The organism is Calditrichota bacterium (assembly GCA_014359355.1).
Taxonomy (GTDB): Bacteria; Zhuqueibacterota; Zhuqueibacteria; order JANLFK01; family Oleimicrobiaceae; genus Oleimicrobium.
Genome location: JACIZP010000041.1, coordinates 1 through 15,419 on the forward strand (window position 1 = coordinate 1; position 15,419 = coordinate 15,419).

At 55.0% G+C, this 15,419-nt stretch carries 13 protein-coding genes and 1 pseudogene; all 14 read right to left on the bottom strand.

What is annotated here, in order from left to right; all coding sequences use genetic code 11:
* Positions 1 to 656 precede the first annotated feature (656 nt).
* Entirely contained in the window at positions 657 to 1,016 is a 360-nt protein-coding gene (locus H5U38_01805) for a DUF5615 family PIN-like protein (protein MBC7185748.1), read from the bottom strand.
* 1 nt (position 1,017) lies between these two features.
* A complete protein-coding gene (locus H5U38_01810; GenBank protein ID MBC7185749.1) occupies positions 1,018 to 1,257 on the bottom strand; it encodes a DUF433 domain-containing protein in 240 nt (79 codons plus the stop codon).
* A 728-nt stretch (positions 1,258 to 1,985) separates the two neighbouring features.
* Positions 1,986 to 3,896, bottom strand: a complete 1,911-nt coding sequence (locus H5U38_01815) for a polysaccharide biosynthesis protein (protein MBC7185750.1) — start codon at positions 3,894 to 3,896, stop codon at positions 1,986 to 1,988.
* Positions 3,897 to 4,159: 263 nt separating this feature from the next.
* Entirely contained in the window at positions 4,160 to 4,834 is a 675-nt protein-coding gene (locus H5U38_01820) for a sugar transferase (protein ID MBC7185751.1), read from the bottom strand.
* Between the two features lie 41 nt (positions 4,835 to 4,875).
* Positions 4,876 to 5,187, bottom strand: a complete 312-nt coding sequence (locus tag H5U38_01825) for a four helix bundle protein (GenBank protein ID MBC7185752.1) — start codon at positions 5,185 to 5,187, stop codon at positions 4,876 to 4,878.
* A 159-nt stretch (positions 5,188 to 5,346) separates the two neighbouring features.
* The gene (locus H5U38_01830; GenBank protein MBC7185753.1) at positions 5,347 to 6,555 is read right to left on the bottom strand and encodes a DegT/DnrJ/EryC1/StrS aminotransferase family protein; all 1,209 of its coding nucleotides are present in this window, start codon (positions 6,553 to 6,555) and stop codon (positions 5,347 to 5,349) included.
* Positions 6,552 to 7,202 carry a class I SAM-dependent methyltransferase gene (locus H5U38_01835; GenBank protein ID MBC7185754.1) on the bottom strand — a complete coding sequence of 217 codons (651 nt, stop codon included), beginning with the start codon at positions 7,200 to 7,202 and terminating at the stop codon, positions 6,552 to 6,554. Before H5U38_01835 ends, H5U38_01830 begins: the two co-directional genes overlap by 4 nt.
* Before the next feature lie 4 nt (positions 7,203 to 7,206).
* Complete coding sequence (locus tag H5U38_01840; protein ID MBC7185755.1) at positions 7,207 to 7,938, bottom strand: class I SAM-dependent methyltransferase; 732 nt, start codon at positions 7,936 to 7,938, stop codon at positions 7,207 to 7,209.
* Positions 7,935 to 8,945, bottom strand: a complete 1,011-nt coding sequence (locus H5U38_01845; protein ID MBC7185756.1) for a glycosyltransferase family 2 protein — start codon at positions 8,943 to 8,945, stop codon at positions 7,935 to 7,937. The genes H5U38_01840 and H5U38_01845 overlap by 4 nt, the downstream gene beginning before the upstream one ends.
* A gap of 25 nt (positions 8,946 to 8,970) precedes the next feature.
* A pseudogene (locus H5U38_01850) lies at positions 8,971 to 10,167 on the bottom strand (DegT/DnrJ/EryC1/StrS family aminotransferase).
* A gap of 28 nt (positions 10,168 to 10,195) precedes the next feature.
* Complete coding sequence (locus H5U38_01855) at positions 10,196 to 12,217, bottom strand: hypothetical protein (GenBank protein ID MBC7185757.1); 2,022 nt, start codon at positions 12,215 to 12,217, stop codon at positions 10,196 to 10,198.
* Positions 12,210 to 12,986: a glycosyltransferase family 4 protein gene (locus H5U38_01860; GenBank protein ID MBC7185758.1), complete on the bottom strand. Its 777-nt coding sequence runs from the start codon at positions 12,984 to 12,986 to the stop codon at positions 12,210 to 12,212. Before H5U38_01860 ends, H5U38_01855 begins: the two co-directional genes overlap by 8 nt.
* Before the next feature lie 121 nt (positions 12,987 to 13,107).
* Positions 13,108 to 14,130, bottom strand: coding sequence for a glycosyltransferase (locus H5U38_01865; GenBank protein ID MBC7185759.1), 1,023 nt, complete (start codon positions 14,128 to 14,130; stop codon positions 13,108 to 13,110).
* Positions 14,084 to 15,289, bottom strand: a complete 1,206-nt coding sequence (locus H5U38_01870; GenBank protein ID MBC7185760.1) for a glycosyltransferase — start codon at positions 15,287 to 15,289, stop codon at positions 14,084 to 14,086. Before H5U38_01870 ends, H5U38_01865 begins: the two co-directional genes overlap by 47 nt.
* Positions 15,290 to 15,419 lie beyond the last annotated feature (130 nt).

A 15,419-nucleotide genomic window follows, 5' to 3' on the forward strand; every position in this document is an offset into this window, starting at 1 on the left:
TATGATGCCACCCATTAGCCTTTTCATCACGTCATGGAGCGTTTAGGATCGCGGGCCCAAAAGGGGGTGGATGGGTCCGCGGATTGGACCATAACTCTGTGTTCTCGTTTGCCGCGCAGTTGCATGGAAGCCGTTGCCCAATGTGATGACCGCTTGATCTCCTACGGTTACGGTTACAATGCCCGTTTTTTGTTCGGTTACGTCGTTCGGTTACGGTCACGAAGCCCGTCTCGTTCTTCGGTCACGTCCAACGGTTACGGTTACGATGCCCGTTTCTTGTCCGGCTACGTCCGACGGTTACGGTCACGAAACCCGTTTCGTCCTACGGTAACGTCTCTCGTCCGCTATAGTTCAACAGCCGTGACCGACTGACGTTACCGAAACAGGCCTCGTTACCGTAGCACGTTACCGTTAGACGCTTCACCAAACGGGCTTCGTTACCGATTAACGTAACCGACGGACGATTCCCAAAAACGGGCTTCGTTACCGACAGACGTTACCGTCAGACGTCTCCACCAAACGGGCCTCGTTACCGACAGACGTTACCGTCAGACGCTCCACCAAACGGGCCTCGTTACCGATTGACGTAACCGACTGACGATTCACAAAATGGACCTCACTACCGGGCACCCCTTGACGCCGGGGTTCAAAGGGACTCAAAGTAAGCGGCGCATGCGGTGCCGATGGGGCTCAACTACACAGAAAAAACGACCCAGCTCTTCCTGGCTATGTTCTTGGAAAACACGCCGGAGTTCGCGGTGTACGTCAGCAATCGTGGAGGGACTCACTCTCAGGAGAATCACACCTGCTGACAGCTCTCTCTTGAGGAAGACATAGGCCCCGAAGCCTTTGTCACGGGTAACAAGCAGTCGGCGCGTCTCCCTCGCCTTCAGCAGCAAGTCTTCATCCGCCGCGCACTGCAGCCCGATTTCGCGAACCGTAACTACGTCGTGCCGCCACTTCCTGAGCTCGTCGACAGTAATCTGATAAACATCTTGATCGACCAGCAAACGCACTTCACACCGTGTCTAAGTGAATCTCTTCTGAACGTACTATGTCCGCAGCATAGGCGGCGCAGGCTTTGACGTCGTCGAGGTCCAAATCGGGATAGTACTTTTCGACAATTTCCTGGAAAGGAATGTTTTCCTGTACAAGCTCCAATACGTTCTCCACGCAGATGCGAGTGCCGGCAATACAGGGTTTGCCGAAATGCACTCGCGGGTCGATCACTATTCGCCCTTCGTAGGGTCTGTTCACGGTTTCCTTGACCTCCAATTGGTTCCCATAAGCTATTCCCAAACCCCCGACAGCATCGCATTGCCGGTCCAGCCGGACAAACCCGTTCTCTCAGCCGGAAAGGCCGCGGCTTCCATTTCGCCTACTCCGACAACCCCCTGTCTGTTCCCCGGACTCCACTCTGCGACCCTGTGCCGACCCTCCATAACGCCAGCCGTGCACGCGTTCTCATCTGATCAGGTCCAACGGTCACGGTCACGATGCCCGTATTTTCTTTCGGCCACGTCGTTCGGTTACGGTTACGATGCCCGTTTCTTGTCCGGCTACGTCCGGCGGTTACGGTTACGATGCCCGTCTGTTTTGTCCGGTCACGTCGTTCGGTTACGGTTACGATGCCTGTTTTTTCGGTTACGTCTCACGGTAACGGTTACGACGCCCGTTTCGTCCTACGGTAACGTCTCTCGTCCGCTATAGTTCAACAGCCGTGACCGACGCACGTTACCGAAACAGGCCTCGTTACCGTAGGACGTAACCGTCAGACGTCTGCACGATACGGGCTTCGTTACCGATCGACGTAACCGTCAGACGATCCACAAAACGGGCCTCGTCACCGCCTGACGTAACCGTCAGACGTCTCCACGATACGGGCTTCGTTACCGTAGGACGTTACCGTTTGACGATCCAAGACACGGGCTTCGTTACCGACAGACGTAACCGTCCAGACGTCTCCCCAGCATACCAATCCGCCCTTATCCGTGGTTCTCCGCGGCCGCCAGCGCCCCATCCGCGGGCACGGGCGTGTACTCAGGCACCAGCCGCTGCAGCAGGCGCCGCACCCGCTTTTCGCTTCCCGAGGCTGCAGCAGCCTCCAGCTTCTTCACCAGCTGGTGCAGGTCTGCGAGCGGGCTTTCTCCCTTCAACATACCATTGCGCACCTGAAATATCTGCTGGTGTGCGGTCCGGGCGTATTCCTCGCTGTCGAGGAAGAGCCTCTCGCGCAGCTTCTCGCCAGGGCGGAGACCGGTAAAGACAATCTCGATGTCCTCACCTTCCTTGAGCCCCGTCAGCCTAATAAGATCGCGCGCTAAGTCCAGCACCCGTACCGGCTGGCCCATATCTAAGACAAAGATCTCGCCGCCACTGCCTAGCGCTGCGGCCTGCAGAACCAGTTGCACGGCCTCAGGGATGGTCATGAAATAGCGCTCCGCCTCGGGGTGGGTGACCGTGACTGGGCCGCCTGCGGCGATCTGCTGCTTGAACAGGGGCACCACGCTCCCTCGCGAGCCGAGGACGTTGCCAAAGCGGACTGCCACAAACGGGCGCCCCGTGCGCAAAGCAGCGTCCTGAACCAAGAACTCTGCGACGCGTTTTGTCGCACCCATGACGCTGGTGGGATTCACTGCCTTGTCGGTGGATATCAGGACAAACCGCTCGACGCCCAGCTCACTGGCCAGCTCCAGCAGGTTTCTGGTCCCGAGCACGTTGTTGCTCACCGCGTCCTGAACATTCTCCTCCATGAGCGGCACGTGTTTGTGAGCCGCTGCGTGGAAAATAACCACCGGCCTGTAGGTAGCCAGTACCGCCCGCATCCGCTGCCTATCACGAATGTCGGCGATCACTGGACGAAGGGAGACCGCAGCGCCACGTGTCTCGCGGAGCAACGTCCGAAGTTCGTTGCAGGCTTCGAACACGCTGTTCTCACCATGACCCAAGGCGACCAGTTCCGCCGGCGCGCATTGCAAGATTTGTCTGCACAGCTCAAGGCCGATGGAACCCCCGGCTCCTGTTACCATGACCACTTTGCCCCTGAGGAGCGCGGCCACACTCTTCATGTCCGTGCACACCGGCTCGCGACGGAGCAGGTCGGTGATGTCCACCGGGCGGAGCTGGGAGACCATGACCTTGCCGGCAAGGAGCTCGAATACGCCGGGGACTACCCTTACCGCGAGACCGGCCTGGCGGCAGAGCTGCACCAGTTCCCGGATCGTCTTCCCCGGGGCGGTGGGCATGGCGATAATGGCCTGCTGCACTCCGTAGCGGTCCCGGAGCTCGGCGAGCACCTCCCTGCCTCCGACGACGCGTACGCCGTGGATAACCAAGTTATGCTTGCGCGAGTCATCGTCGATGAATGCCACCGGGTGCAGTCCCAGTTGTGGGTTGGCCGCGATCTCCTTGACGATCATTCCCCCAGCTTCCCCTGCGCCGACGATTGCCACTCTTTGTGCCTCCGGCCTGTTGTTAGCGCGCCGTTGCTGGTAATAGTGGCGCAGGCGCGCCAAGAAGCGGATGCCACCCACTGCCGGCAGTACTAAGAGCCCATCGATGAGAGGGATGGAGCGCGGAAAGCCTTGTTGGATGACGCCAAGCGGAGTGAGCACGGCAAGCAAGGCAGACCACAGGAGCAGGGTGCTAAGAGAAACCGCCAAGGTCACCTGGGCGATTTCCGCCACACTCGCATAACGCCAATACCTGGAATAGAGTCCGACGGGGATGAACACCGCAAGGCGGATTGCGATGGCGAAAAGCGCGTAGATAGCCAGACTGTGCACGTGCGCGGCTACGCTTGCCGGGCTGTCGGTACGCAGGGCGACGGCAAGAACCGGGCACACGCAAAAGACCAAGAGATCAAGCAGTAAGAGGTGACGGTTGCGCAAGCGCATGTCTATTCTCCCCCAGCTTCGTTGGTACACGCGACTCTGTGCCCCTTCTTTATGTGCAAGTTACTGGTCGCTGGTATCGCTGTACGCCGAGAGTGCGCCAGCCAGCCCTCGAGCGTGGTGTACGTCTCAGGCACGTGCCTTACCCCTCGTTCGGCGGGCGGCACCAGTAGTGAGGGGTCCGCCGGGCCGCTGTGTGGATACTCGAGCCTGCCGGCCCGGGCTGGGGTACACCAGTGGGAGGGCAGGAGCATATGCGATACACCTCACCTAGCGGCCAATTGCTCCTCATCAGAAAGCGCCTGGGGCAGTCCTCCGGCAATGGGTGACGCACCCCGTTGATGTTCCGGCGGCAAGAAGAGTGACAAGGCGGCGCGGCCGAAAACCTTTAGGTCGTACAGGAGGGACTGCTGCCGGACATAATCCAGATCCATACGCAGTTTCTCAGGGAGTATCTGAGTCAGATAGACCTGCTCCCAGGTCTCACCCGCCCGCGCCAGGATCTCTTCCTCGTGGCGGTACTTGATGAAAGCGGGGCTGGCCATGCCGGGGCGTACGCTGAGCACGCGGCGCTGCTCGGGGGTGTAATGAGCCGCGTAGCGCGGGTCCTCGGGGCGAGGGCCAACGATGCTCATCTCGCCCTTGAGGACGTTGAGCAGTTGCGGCATCTCGTCTATCTTCATGCGGCGCAGGAGGCGCCCCACCCGACTGATGCGTGGGTCATCGCGCCGGGTGATGCGGGGACCCTGGGTATCGGCCCCATCCACCATGGTGCGGAACTTGTAGAGGGTGAAGGGCTGGCCGTCCTTGCCGATGCGCCGCGCCCGGTGGAAGACCGGGCCCGGGGAGTCCAGTTTGATGGCCAGGGCAACCAGGGCCCACAGGGGCAGCGCAACGAGCACGACCAGCGCCGACACGACCACGTCAAAGACACGCTTCAACGCGGAAGACGGAGAACCGAAGATGGAGCACAGGAGATGGATCACGAGAAGGTCTCCCACCTGGTCATGAGTGTCCAGAGCATGGCGCCAACTTGATCATAGCCAATCGTCAGATACCGGTGAGCCTCCTCAGAAAGGTAGCGACAATCCAAGGCGAAGTCAAGCCAGACTTTGGTTTCTTCGGCCTCACCAAGGGAGTTGTTCAGAGAATTCTTGAAGACGGCTTCGTGCCGGCGTTTCGCAAATCCTTCAGCAACGTTGCTGCAAATGGCCCGAGACGATCGCCGAATCTGATCGGTGAGTGCGTATCGCTCCTCTTCGGGAAACCGTGCGCTGAGGTGGAAGATCTCCATAGCCAACACATAGGCCAGGTTGAACACATCCAAATCCCGGCACGAGCGAATTTGCCGACGGTGCTTGCCAGACTTTGGCGCCCATGCCTTGCCGTCAAACACCCACTCCTCACACTGCACCCTATCCTCTCCCTTCTCTGTCCTCCGCCCTCTGGCCTCCTACCTCCGATGTCGCTTCACAATCTCAACGACGGCATCTATCACGTCCTGCACGTCCTGGTCGCTCATGCGGGGGTACAGGGGCAGGGAGATAATGCGCTGGTACTCGCGGTAGGCAACAGGGAAATCCTCTGGCTGGAAGCCGTATTTGTCGCGGTAGTAGGGATGCAGGTGGATCGGGATGAAGTGCACGCTGGTGCCAATGTTGCGGACGCGCAGTTCCTCGATGAAGCGCGCCCGGTCGATGGTCAGCCTATCCAGATTCAGGCGCAGGACATACAAGTGCCATGCCGATTCTGCGTCGGGGCGCTCGGTCGGAATTTGCAGTGCATCGAGCTGACCAAAGGCGGCGTTGTACTGCGCCACGACTTCGCGCCGTCGGCGCTGCATGGACTCCAGGCGCTGTAGTTGCACCAGGCCGATGGCTGCCTGGATGTCGGTCATGTTATACTTCCAGCCCGCGTCAATCACCTCGTAGTACCAGGAGCCATTGGCATCGTAGCGCTTCCAGGCGTCGCGGCTCATGCCGTGCAGGCTGAGGATACGCGCGCGCTCGATCAGTTCTGGCGCGCCGGTGAGCATTCCGCCTTCAGCAGTGGTCAGGTTTTTGGTCGCGTAGAAGCTGAACGCCGTCAGATCGCCGATAGTGCCTATCCGTTGTCCGCGATATGAGGCAGGCAGCGCATGGGCGGCATCCTCAATCACATACAGGCCACGCTGACGGGCCAGTTCCAGCAAGGGATCCATATCCGCCGGATGACCGGCATAATGCACAGGCATGATCGCCCGCGTGCGCGGAGTGATTCCTTCCGCCACGCGGACAGGATCAATGGTCAGCGTGTCCGGCACAATGTCCGCCAGCACAGGGCGCGCACCAACGTGTTCGATGACGTGGACCGAAGAGCAGAAAGTCATCGGGGTGGTGATGACTTCGTCGCCGGGGCCAATGCCGAGCGCCAGCAGCGCCAGGTGCAGCCCCGCCGTACATGAATTGAGCGCCAGCGCCGCTGGAGCGCCAATGTATGCCGCAAATTCCTGCTCAAAGCGTTTGGTCTTCGGGCCAGTGGTGATCCAGGCCGAGCGCAGCGTATCGGCGACGGCTGCGATCTCTTCTTCCGAGATGGCTGGCGGCGAGAAGGGGAGGAAGGTGGAACGACTGTTAGTTCTCTTCCTGGGGCATACATAGAGTTCTGAATCATCTCGGCTCATTGTGATCCCATCATCGATCTCTTATTGTGACCACAAACTAGATAGACAGGTGGCCAGAGAGTTTTTTTGACAAGATGGACGTCGAAGACGCCGCGGATTTGAGCGATTTGGCTCTCAGTAAAGTAATTCGCCTGAGAATAGTTCCATCTGCGATGGCGGAATCTTCGCAGGCCGTGAAGTAGAGAGGAACCTTTCCCGTTCTCCAAGAACACGGCCTTCCCTGCGGGACGCAGTTTTGACGAGATCTGTTGTAGGAATTCATCCAAATTCTCAATCAAGACAAGAACGCTTTTGGTGAACACCAGATCGAAGCTACAACTGGCAAATATATCGAGACTACCATCGTATCTGACGAACAGAACGCGATCTGTGACGGCCCAGTGTACGGCTTCAGATTGGGCAATCTTGAGCGAATGTCCGTTTATGTCGATCCCAACGACTTCTGCACCCAGGAGAGCGAACAGGCAAGACATCTTTCCATACCGTGTACCGATATCCAATACCCGTTGCCCTGTAAGATCTTCACCTATGAAATCCCTAAAAGCTTCTCTCAACAGTGCGTGCCAACTCCTTCCTCCCCATTCGGCAAAATACCCCAGGTTGTCCAGATAAGCGCGCTTGTCGTGGCTGTCTCTTGCTAGAACCATTTACCTATGACCTTCCACTTATACCAGGACTAGATATTCGGCGTATAATTGCAAAATAATGGGTATTTAGAAACACAATTTTTTCTAATATGGCACATATTATCCATGATAGTACGATGAGTTTTCGTGTGACTGGTGGAGCCAAGGTGATGCGCTGGAAACGGTATTCGCACCCAGGAAACAACCGGCGTATCTCAGCCGGACGAATGCCGTGCGCTTGCCGATTAGTTGGGTTAAGCCAATAGTCATACCATATGATCGCGCCATCAGGTCGCAGAACTCGCAACATCTCTCTGGCAATATTGGTCTTGACAGTGTCGTCAAGGATCGAGGAGAAGGCAGTGTACTGCATCACCAGATCGAAGCTACAATCGCGGTAAGGCAGGTGCTGTCCATCAGCACAACTGAGGGCCAGCGAAGGCATTCTGGCATGAGCCTCAGCCACACGATCTTCAAGCAGGTCAATGCCATGCACATGGGCGGGTGTAGCTCCAAAACCGAGGTACTCCAGTAAGACGCCCCCGCGTCCACACCCGATCTCAAGGATACGATAGCGATCCAGGGGATAGAAACCAAAGCGGCGCAGAGTCTTGAGGGTTACACGCTGGCGCTGCTGCGTCATGAAGAGGTGAGCGGGGTTGAAAAGCGAATAGATATCGCTGCCCGCCAGACGCCGGTCGCGGTCCGCGTATTCGGCGCGCAGGCGGTCGAGGTCAGAGTGGGAAGCGTCTGTCACGCCCCTGTCCATCGCTTGCGAAAATGCACGAGTCCGTGCAGGAAACCTAGACCGTAGCTGAAATGCAGGATCAAGAAGACGACTGGCAAACGCCAGAAGTGTTCACCCCCCTTCTGGCGCGCGATACGCCAGCTGGCGATCAGGTTGGCTGTCACATATGCGGCTAGCCCCAGGTTCCACAACGCTCCAACTCTCTTGTTCAATGGTGAGAGCACGGCTCCCCCCAGGACCACAGCCACAAAGGCAGGTGGCACAAACTGCCGTAAGCGCATCTGACGCGGGTGCTTCTGCAACACGCGCACCTTATAGAAACCATATTGGTAGTACTGCCGCCACAGCGAGCGGGGAGAGGTCCGATTGAAGTACTGCGATCTGATGCGCGGACTGAGCAAGATACGTCCGCCATGAGCACGGAGACGATAATTGAACTCGTCGTCTTGGTTGCGCACAAGTTCTGGATCGAAGCCTCCAAGCTCCTCAAATACACAGCGCGGCCAGGCTCCCATGTAGACCGTATCAACCCACTCTTCGCGATTGGAATAGTGGAATCGTGCTCCCCCTACTCCAAATGGAGAACTGGTTGCCAGTGCCACTGCCTGTCCGAAAGCGGTAGTGCCAATCGCGGTCATCTGACCACCAACGTTGTCCGCCCCCGATCGTTCGATGGCGGCCACACATTCACGCACATAGTCGGGAGCCACAATCGTGTGCCCATCCACCCGGACGATGACGTCTCCACGCGCCTTTGCCAGGGCTGCGTTGAAGCCAGTTGGAACGATCTGGCAGGGGTTGTCAACAACATATACAGGAATTTCCGGGTGTTGAGCGGCAAGCTGCTCGACGATGGCACGGGTACCATCGGTTGACATGCCGTCCGCAACCAACACTTCCATGCGATCGTGTGGATAATCCTGAGCGAGCACCGCGCCCAGGCTGCGCTCGATGAACGCCGCCTCGTTGCGGATGGGCATGATGATGGAAACGAAGGGAGTCGGTTTTTCGGACATTGAGTTAAACGGATAGAATGTTCGGTTATTTCTTTCCGATATTCGACAAGATGTTCTCAATGGCTCGTATCACATCATCCACGTCCGATAGCTGCATCGCTGTGGAAAGCGGCAAAGAAACCGTATGGTCCGATATGTATTCGGCATTGGGAAAGTCACCCCGTTGATATTCCAGGTGTTCGCGGTAGTAAGTCAACAAATGCAGGGCAATAAAGTGCACGCCGGTTCCAATATTCTGGGCTTTCATCTGCTCCATGAAGTCCCAGCGGGAAATACCCAATTTCTCCGTTTTTAGCAGGATGGTAAACAAATGCCGGGCGTGCCGCGTTTTGTTTTTGATCTCAGGATAGGGGGAATCGTTCAACAAATCGATTTCTTCAAAGCCGGACAACTTTTGTTTATAAATCTGCCAGAGTTGTTCCCGATAGGCAAGATTTTTTCGATACATGCCAACTGGTGCAATCCTATGGCAGCCTGAATATCCGTGATATTGAATTTGTAGCCCGGACAAAGCAAGTCGTAAGGTTGAAACCCTTCTGTGGAATAGCGTTTCCAGGCGTCTTTACTTAACCCATGCAATTTCCTCACCACGGCTTTTTCCAGCCATTCTTCATTGTTTGTTGTGAGCATGCCACCCTCCGCAGTGGTCAGGTTTTTGGTGGCATAGAAGCTGAAAACGGTGACGTCCCCGATATTGCCGATCTTTTGCCCATCATACCAGGCCTCGATGGCATGCGCAGCATCTTCAATCACGTAAAGGTGGTGCTTTCTGGCAATATCCATGATTTCGTTCATGCGACAAGGGAGGCCGTAGAGATGTACGGGTAAAATCGCACGGGTTCTTTCAGAAATAACGCTTTCGATCCGTTCTGGATCGATGCTACCGGTTTCCGCTTCCACATCCACGAACACCGGTCGAATTCCTCGCCGAACCAGAACGTTCACGGTGGCTGCAAAGGTCAAGGGTGTGGTGATGACCTCATCCCCAGGGCCGATTTCAAGAGCATCTAATGCCAGTTCAAGTCCGGCGGTACACGATGAAAGGGAGGTGGCGAATTTACATCCGATGTATTCCTGAAACTGTTGTTCAAATTGAAAACATTTTGGACCCGTACCGATCCAACCGGATTTCAACGTGTCTACGACCTCGAGTTTCAGGCTCCTGGATATCCGGCTTTCCAAACACCAGAAATGATTCGCGAACAGGTTTAGTATCTTTCATTGTTCACCTTTGCTATAATGATCAAGACCTACCGAAATACAATTCCCCAGACATACAGATGTCCTACCGGAAATTTGTAATCAATTCTGATGGAATGGAATAGATCCTTGGGAAGAGTAAAACCACTGAAGTAGGCCTTTGCGGTAAAATCACGCCAGGCACCCGGATAGGTATGCTGTCCGGTGAAGAAAATCCGCTTGTGCCAGGAAAAGGCAAGGTGCTCTGCCATGATGGAATTTTGAATCGGCTCGTCCCAGCTGAAGATATTCTTTTTATATGTCAAATCCAGATCGAAGCGTTTTCCTTCGGAATCCATCAACCGGATCCTGCCAATAGTTGTTTCTGCGGTTACTGAATTAGAAGGCATTACCAGACTGGTAATGATAAAAAGTTCTGCGGCCCCAACCGGCCTGGCCAGTGCAATCTCTATAGAGTTCTTTCCCCGAAAATCAGGTAAGCGAAAATTCCCCAGGACTGGAACCTTTACTGATTCCAAACTCGCAGAGATTGGTAGAGGCAGATCGCTAAGATCGAGCCCATAGAGAAAATTGGGTATCATTACCCTCCCGCTTGTCGAATCAACCGGAACACCGGTACCGGCAAATGGCCTCTTTTCAAACGAATATTGGAACAATGGATAGTCGACTCGTCCATCAACGAGATCATAGGTTTCATAGAGCCTTCTGAAAAGGTCATTGAATCGGCGAATGCGGTCGGTTTGCCAGTCATTCGACAACCAGAATATTTTGCGATAGAAATTGCTCAAGCTATCTACAGCCCCGGCTGTGACTTGCCAGGTACCCATTTGTTGAATTGAAGAAGAAGAATAATGTCTTAATGCTTGAGCGGATCTTCCATCATACAGTAAGAGCGTGGAATCAGTATCCACGCTCTGATAACGTTGCAAGACCCGCGGCCAATCAATGCGGTTCTCCTCCCCATAGGACCAGTTGCTATAATGTTGATAGAGCACACCTGTAAAAAATATTAGCATGAGGCCCATAAAGGCGCCATTCTTCCAATACCCAATTGCGCCATCGGCCAACAAGAGTATTAACATCGGCCAAAAAATGATCAAATATTCGGGACCCAAAGTGAGCGAATGGGGCGGAACCACGGCATCAAAGACCAAAAATTGCAACATCAGAAGAAACGCCCCCACTAGGATCAATTGGCACTTGTTTTTCATGCGAAGGAGGCCGACACATAAGGCGATCGCAGTGACGATAGCAGCAGGAAGGACGATTGCCCATTCAAGGGGATAGACGTGATACCCCAGAACAAACAGGAAGAAATAGAAGGGTAACTTGACCAGTTGAGAGATTCCAAAGCCACGGCTATTTTGAAAATCAATATACCGAACAGCATCCGTCAGGTGTTGTATCCAGTGCCATCCCCAGATCCGCACAGGATTAATCAAGAGCACGAGATTGAAAACCAAAAACAGTACCGAAACAATGATAATTCGAATGGTTTTTTGACGGCTTTCTTTGGATCGCTCTATGTACAGAACAATCAAAAAGAGCAATGAAAGCAGAACGCCGAGAATGAAGCTGAAAGGCAATAAAATTAGTGAAGCGATGAACCAGAATTTCCAGATGGGCTTTTGGTTTCCATCGAGAATTGCCAGCAGTGCAGCCAATGCAATGGATGCCAACAAAAATGCCACGATATAATGCCGGACGGTTTGAGAATGGACGATTAAAAAGGGTGACAGAGCCCCTAGTAGAGCCATAGCCACCCCCAAGCGGGTCCCCCGGTAGAATTTTCCAGCGAAGTACAAAAAGGGAATCGCGCTTACCCCCAGAAGAACAGAAAACAGGCGGTACCACCAATCAGCATGAACAATTTTCATCCAGAAATGGAGCACGGAATAGTAGAGAATCCCGTTCCAATTCATGCCCAGATGCCGGGCTTCCAGAAGTGAAGAAAATTCATCCCCGAAAAGCGATAGATTTTGTATGGCGAGGAGCCTTAGAAATAATCCTAGGACTACAATCAGAACGATGTTATAGCGCTTTCGCATCCAAGCGGCTTCGGGCTTATCCATAGTATTCCTCCATGCTCCTGGTTTTCGCGAGAAGGTCATCTATGATGGAGTGCAAAGCCGTTTTCCTCTTTTCTAAGGTAAATTTCTCCAACACTCGGTTTCTTGCTCCAATTCTTTGCGCAAAAGGCGCCTGATGCGCATTAACAATCAATTCCGCACAATGTAATGGATCGAAGTTTCGCATATAGTAATCCCAGGGACCAACGACTTCCGGGAGCGCACCCATGGTACTTACAACAGGAATACAGCCCGCCAACATGGACTCTGCAACACTCAACCCAAAACCTTCATGGAGAGACGGTTGAAAATAAACGGAGGCCTCAGAATAGTAGCGCCAAAGTTCTTCATTGCTCACCCAGCCTGTAAACTCTACGTTGGGAGTTGCAATGGATTTGAGATATTCAATCGCGTCGTCATGCCATCTGCCTATCAAAACAAATTGAAAATGAGGCAAATGACGAGCCGTCTTAACAAAAAGCTCATGTCCTTTACGTCTCAGATTTGAGCGGTCGACCTTCCCAACGGTCAATACTATCGGTTTTTTGGGGAATTGAATTTCTCGAACAGAATCTTCCACTCCATGGTACACCACGCGTATTTTACCAGATGAAATACCTGCATTGGCCTCTATCTCCGATTTGATATAATTAGAATTGACAGTCAACACAGTCGCATTTGTCATATTGAAGCGACTGACTTGCTTCTTAATGCCACCTCTTTGATGACCATAGCCGATTTGAGGAATATTTGCCGTATCATACCCGCCCACAACGAGGATTTCCAGGCGGTCGGGCGGTTAGTCCTGGGCGAGCACCGCCCCCAGACTGCGCGCGAGGTGCGCCGCCTCGTTGCGGATGGGCACGATGATGGAAACGAGGGGGAGGGTGTGTCTAGCTGGAGCGGAGCTCACGGTTAACCAGTTCTTCGGCAAGCTGGTGAATCGCCTGCCGCCGCCGCTCGATGGGGAACAGCGTCAGAATGCGCTCACGGGCCTTCAGGCGCGCGCTCCCATCCATCGTCAGGGCTGCTGTGATGGCCGCGCTCAAATCCGACGGGCTGTTCGATTCCGCGTACACGCCTGCATCGCCCACCACTTCTGGCAGCGCCCCGGCTCGGGTCACAACGGGAATACAACCAGCAGACATTGCCTCGGCGACGCTAAGGCCGAAACCTTCGTGCAGGCTAGCCTGTACGTAGACGGCAGAACGCATGTAGACGGCTTCCAGGTCCTCATCGGGCAGAAAACCAGTGAAGGTCACGTTTTCGCCTGCTGAAGCGCGCAGAGTCTCGATGCTCCTGTCGTGCCATTTGCCGACCAGGATAAACTGCTTGTTTGGCAAATACCGTGCCGACTGGACAAACGGCAGCAAGCCCTTGCGTACCAGGTTCTCTTGCCAGACTTGGCCGACGGTCAGGATGATCGGTTCGCGATTCTGGGTAGGCCCCATCGGCAGGGGAGTGATCCCATGGTAGATCACTGTGATCTTGTCTCGGCCAATGCCAACATTGCGCTCCGTTTCCAGCCTCGCGCTTTCCGAATTCACGACGAGATGGGTAGCATTGTGCATGATGGTGCGCGACACCCATCGGCGGACCCCGCCCCTCTGTGATCCATAGCCTGCTTCGGGCAGGTTGGCTGTATCGTACCCGCCCACGACAACCACCGACGGTTTGCCCAGCAGTCTTGCCAGGAGAACCGGGCCAAGCGAGTGCCAGCTCGCAAACCAGCAGAACACCAGGTCACACTGCACGACGTCGCGGATTGCCGACACCATGCGCGGGCCTGGCTTCCGCTCAAAGCGCTCGATAACAGCCCACCTTTCCCGCAGAAGATCGCGATCCGTGCGAACAAAGCTTTGTAGGACGTTATGGACGAACAGGATACGCTTGTTGCCGGCCTTGAAGGCTGTCATAGAGTGCTAAGAACTTCTCGTGATAACGAGCCAGACTGAATACCTGTCGAACATGTTTGAATGCTTGTTGTCCCATCTGCGTTGCCAGTTCAGTATCTTCAACCAGGCGCAGAATCGCGTCGGCAAGCGCGACGGGGTCTTCGGCGGGAACAAGCAACCCGGTCTTGCCGTCCACAACGACTTCGGGTATGCCCCCCACGCGTGAAGCAACAACCGCCTTTTGGGCCAGTCCAGCCTCAATCAGCACCAGGGACAGTGCTTCTCGACGAGAAGGCAGGACCAGCAGGGCTGCCTCAGCGATCAGCCGATTCGCGTGTTTAACGTAGCCCATCCAGTGCCAGTGATGCAATAACTGGCGCTGGGAAAGAATGCTCATCAAGAAATGTCTGTAGCTAATATCTCTTTCCCCCGCATCTCCCAGGATCACGAAATGAACGGCGGGGTCGCGCTTGATAACACGTGATGCCGCATCAGCCAGAATATCAAGGCCCTTAGAGTAGCTGATCCGGCCCACGAAAACGACCGGTTTGCCGCCTTCAGGCACGTTAATCTTCCGACGCAGGCTGCCAGGAAGACTCGGGGTGTCATCCAGTGTTTTGCCTGGATAGATTACTATCCCGCGTTCCCCAACAGACAGGGCCTGCAGCGCCGCTCTAGAGACGGCCACGACACGGGCGTCCAACAGGGCAGCAAGCACCCTCCAAACGCCAGCAATAGCGCCCATCAATCGATCTGGCTCAACCAGGTCGTGAAAGTACCAGATGCACGGCGATCCGGCCAGTCGTGCTGCTACACCCCCATAGATGTGTGCAAATGTGGAATTGGTCTGCACCAGGTCAATGTCTTCTTGGCGCAAAACGCGTTGTAGCTTCCAGGCCGAATACAGCATGTTTATGGCGTTCCAGCAAGCGGCCAGAGGATTGAGCAATTTTCGGGTTCCAAACAACAAGCTCTGCGACCAAAAGGGTGGCAGAGGGAATACCAGGGTGCGGATGTTGCGCTTTCGCGCTTCCTGGGTGAACGGCCCTTCGCGCGGGGTAATAATGATGGGTTCGAATCGCTCTCGGGGTAGGCCATCGATCAACGTCAGCAATAAGTGCTCGGCCCCCCCCAACTCATGCGAATGATCAATGAAAGCAATCCGCAAACCCTGTCGCATGGATCAATCCCGGAGGCCTTGCCTGGTTTCCAGTTCATACAGACGTGCATAGGTCATGAAAGAGTAGAAAGCCCTGTAGACTGACAAATAGAACCCTCTAAACCCCTCGCGAAAGCCCCCTTGCCTGAGA

Excerpts from the sequence above, each read along its gene's own strand:
- H5U38_01845 (MBC7185756.1), bottom strand. The coding sequence starts at position 8,945 with ATGTCCGAAAAACCGACTCCCTTCGTTTCCATCATCATGCCCATCCGC.
- H5U38_01870 (MBC7185760.1), bottom strand. The coding sequence starts at position 15,289 with ATGCGACAGGGTTTGCGGATTGCTTTCATTGATCATTCGCATGAGTTG.
- H5U38_01865 (MBC7185759.1), bottom strand. The coding sequence starts at position 14,130 with ATGACAGCCTTCAAGGCCGGCAACAAGCGTATCCTGTTCGTCCATAAC.
- H5U38_01835 (MBC7185754.1), bottom strand. The coding sequence starts at position 7,202 with ATGGTTCTAGCAAGAGACAGCCACGACAAGCGCGCTTATCTGGACAAC.
- H5U38_01815 (MBC7185750.1), bottom strand. The coding sequence starts at position 3,896 with ATGCGCTTGCGCAACCGTCACCTCTTACTGCTTGATCTCTTGGTCTTT.
- H5U38_01830 (MBC7185753.1), bottom strand. The coding sequence starts at position 6,555 with ATGAGCCGAGATGATTCAGAACTCTATGTATGCCCCAGGAAGAGAACT.
- H5U38_01825 (MBC7185752.1), bottom strand. The coding sequence starts at position 5,187 with ATGGAGATCTTCCACCTCAGCGCACGGTTTCCCGAAGAGGAGCGATAC.
- H5U38_01855 (MBC7185757.1), bottom strand. The coding sequence starts at position 12,217 with ATGGATAAGCCCGAAGCCGCTTGGATGCGAAAGCGCTATAACATCGTT.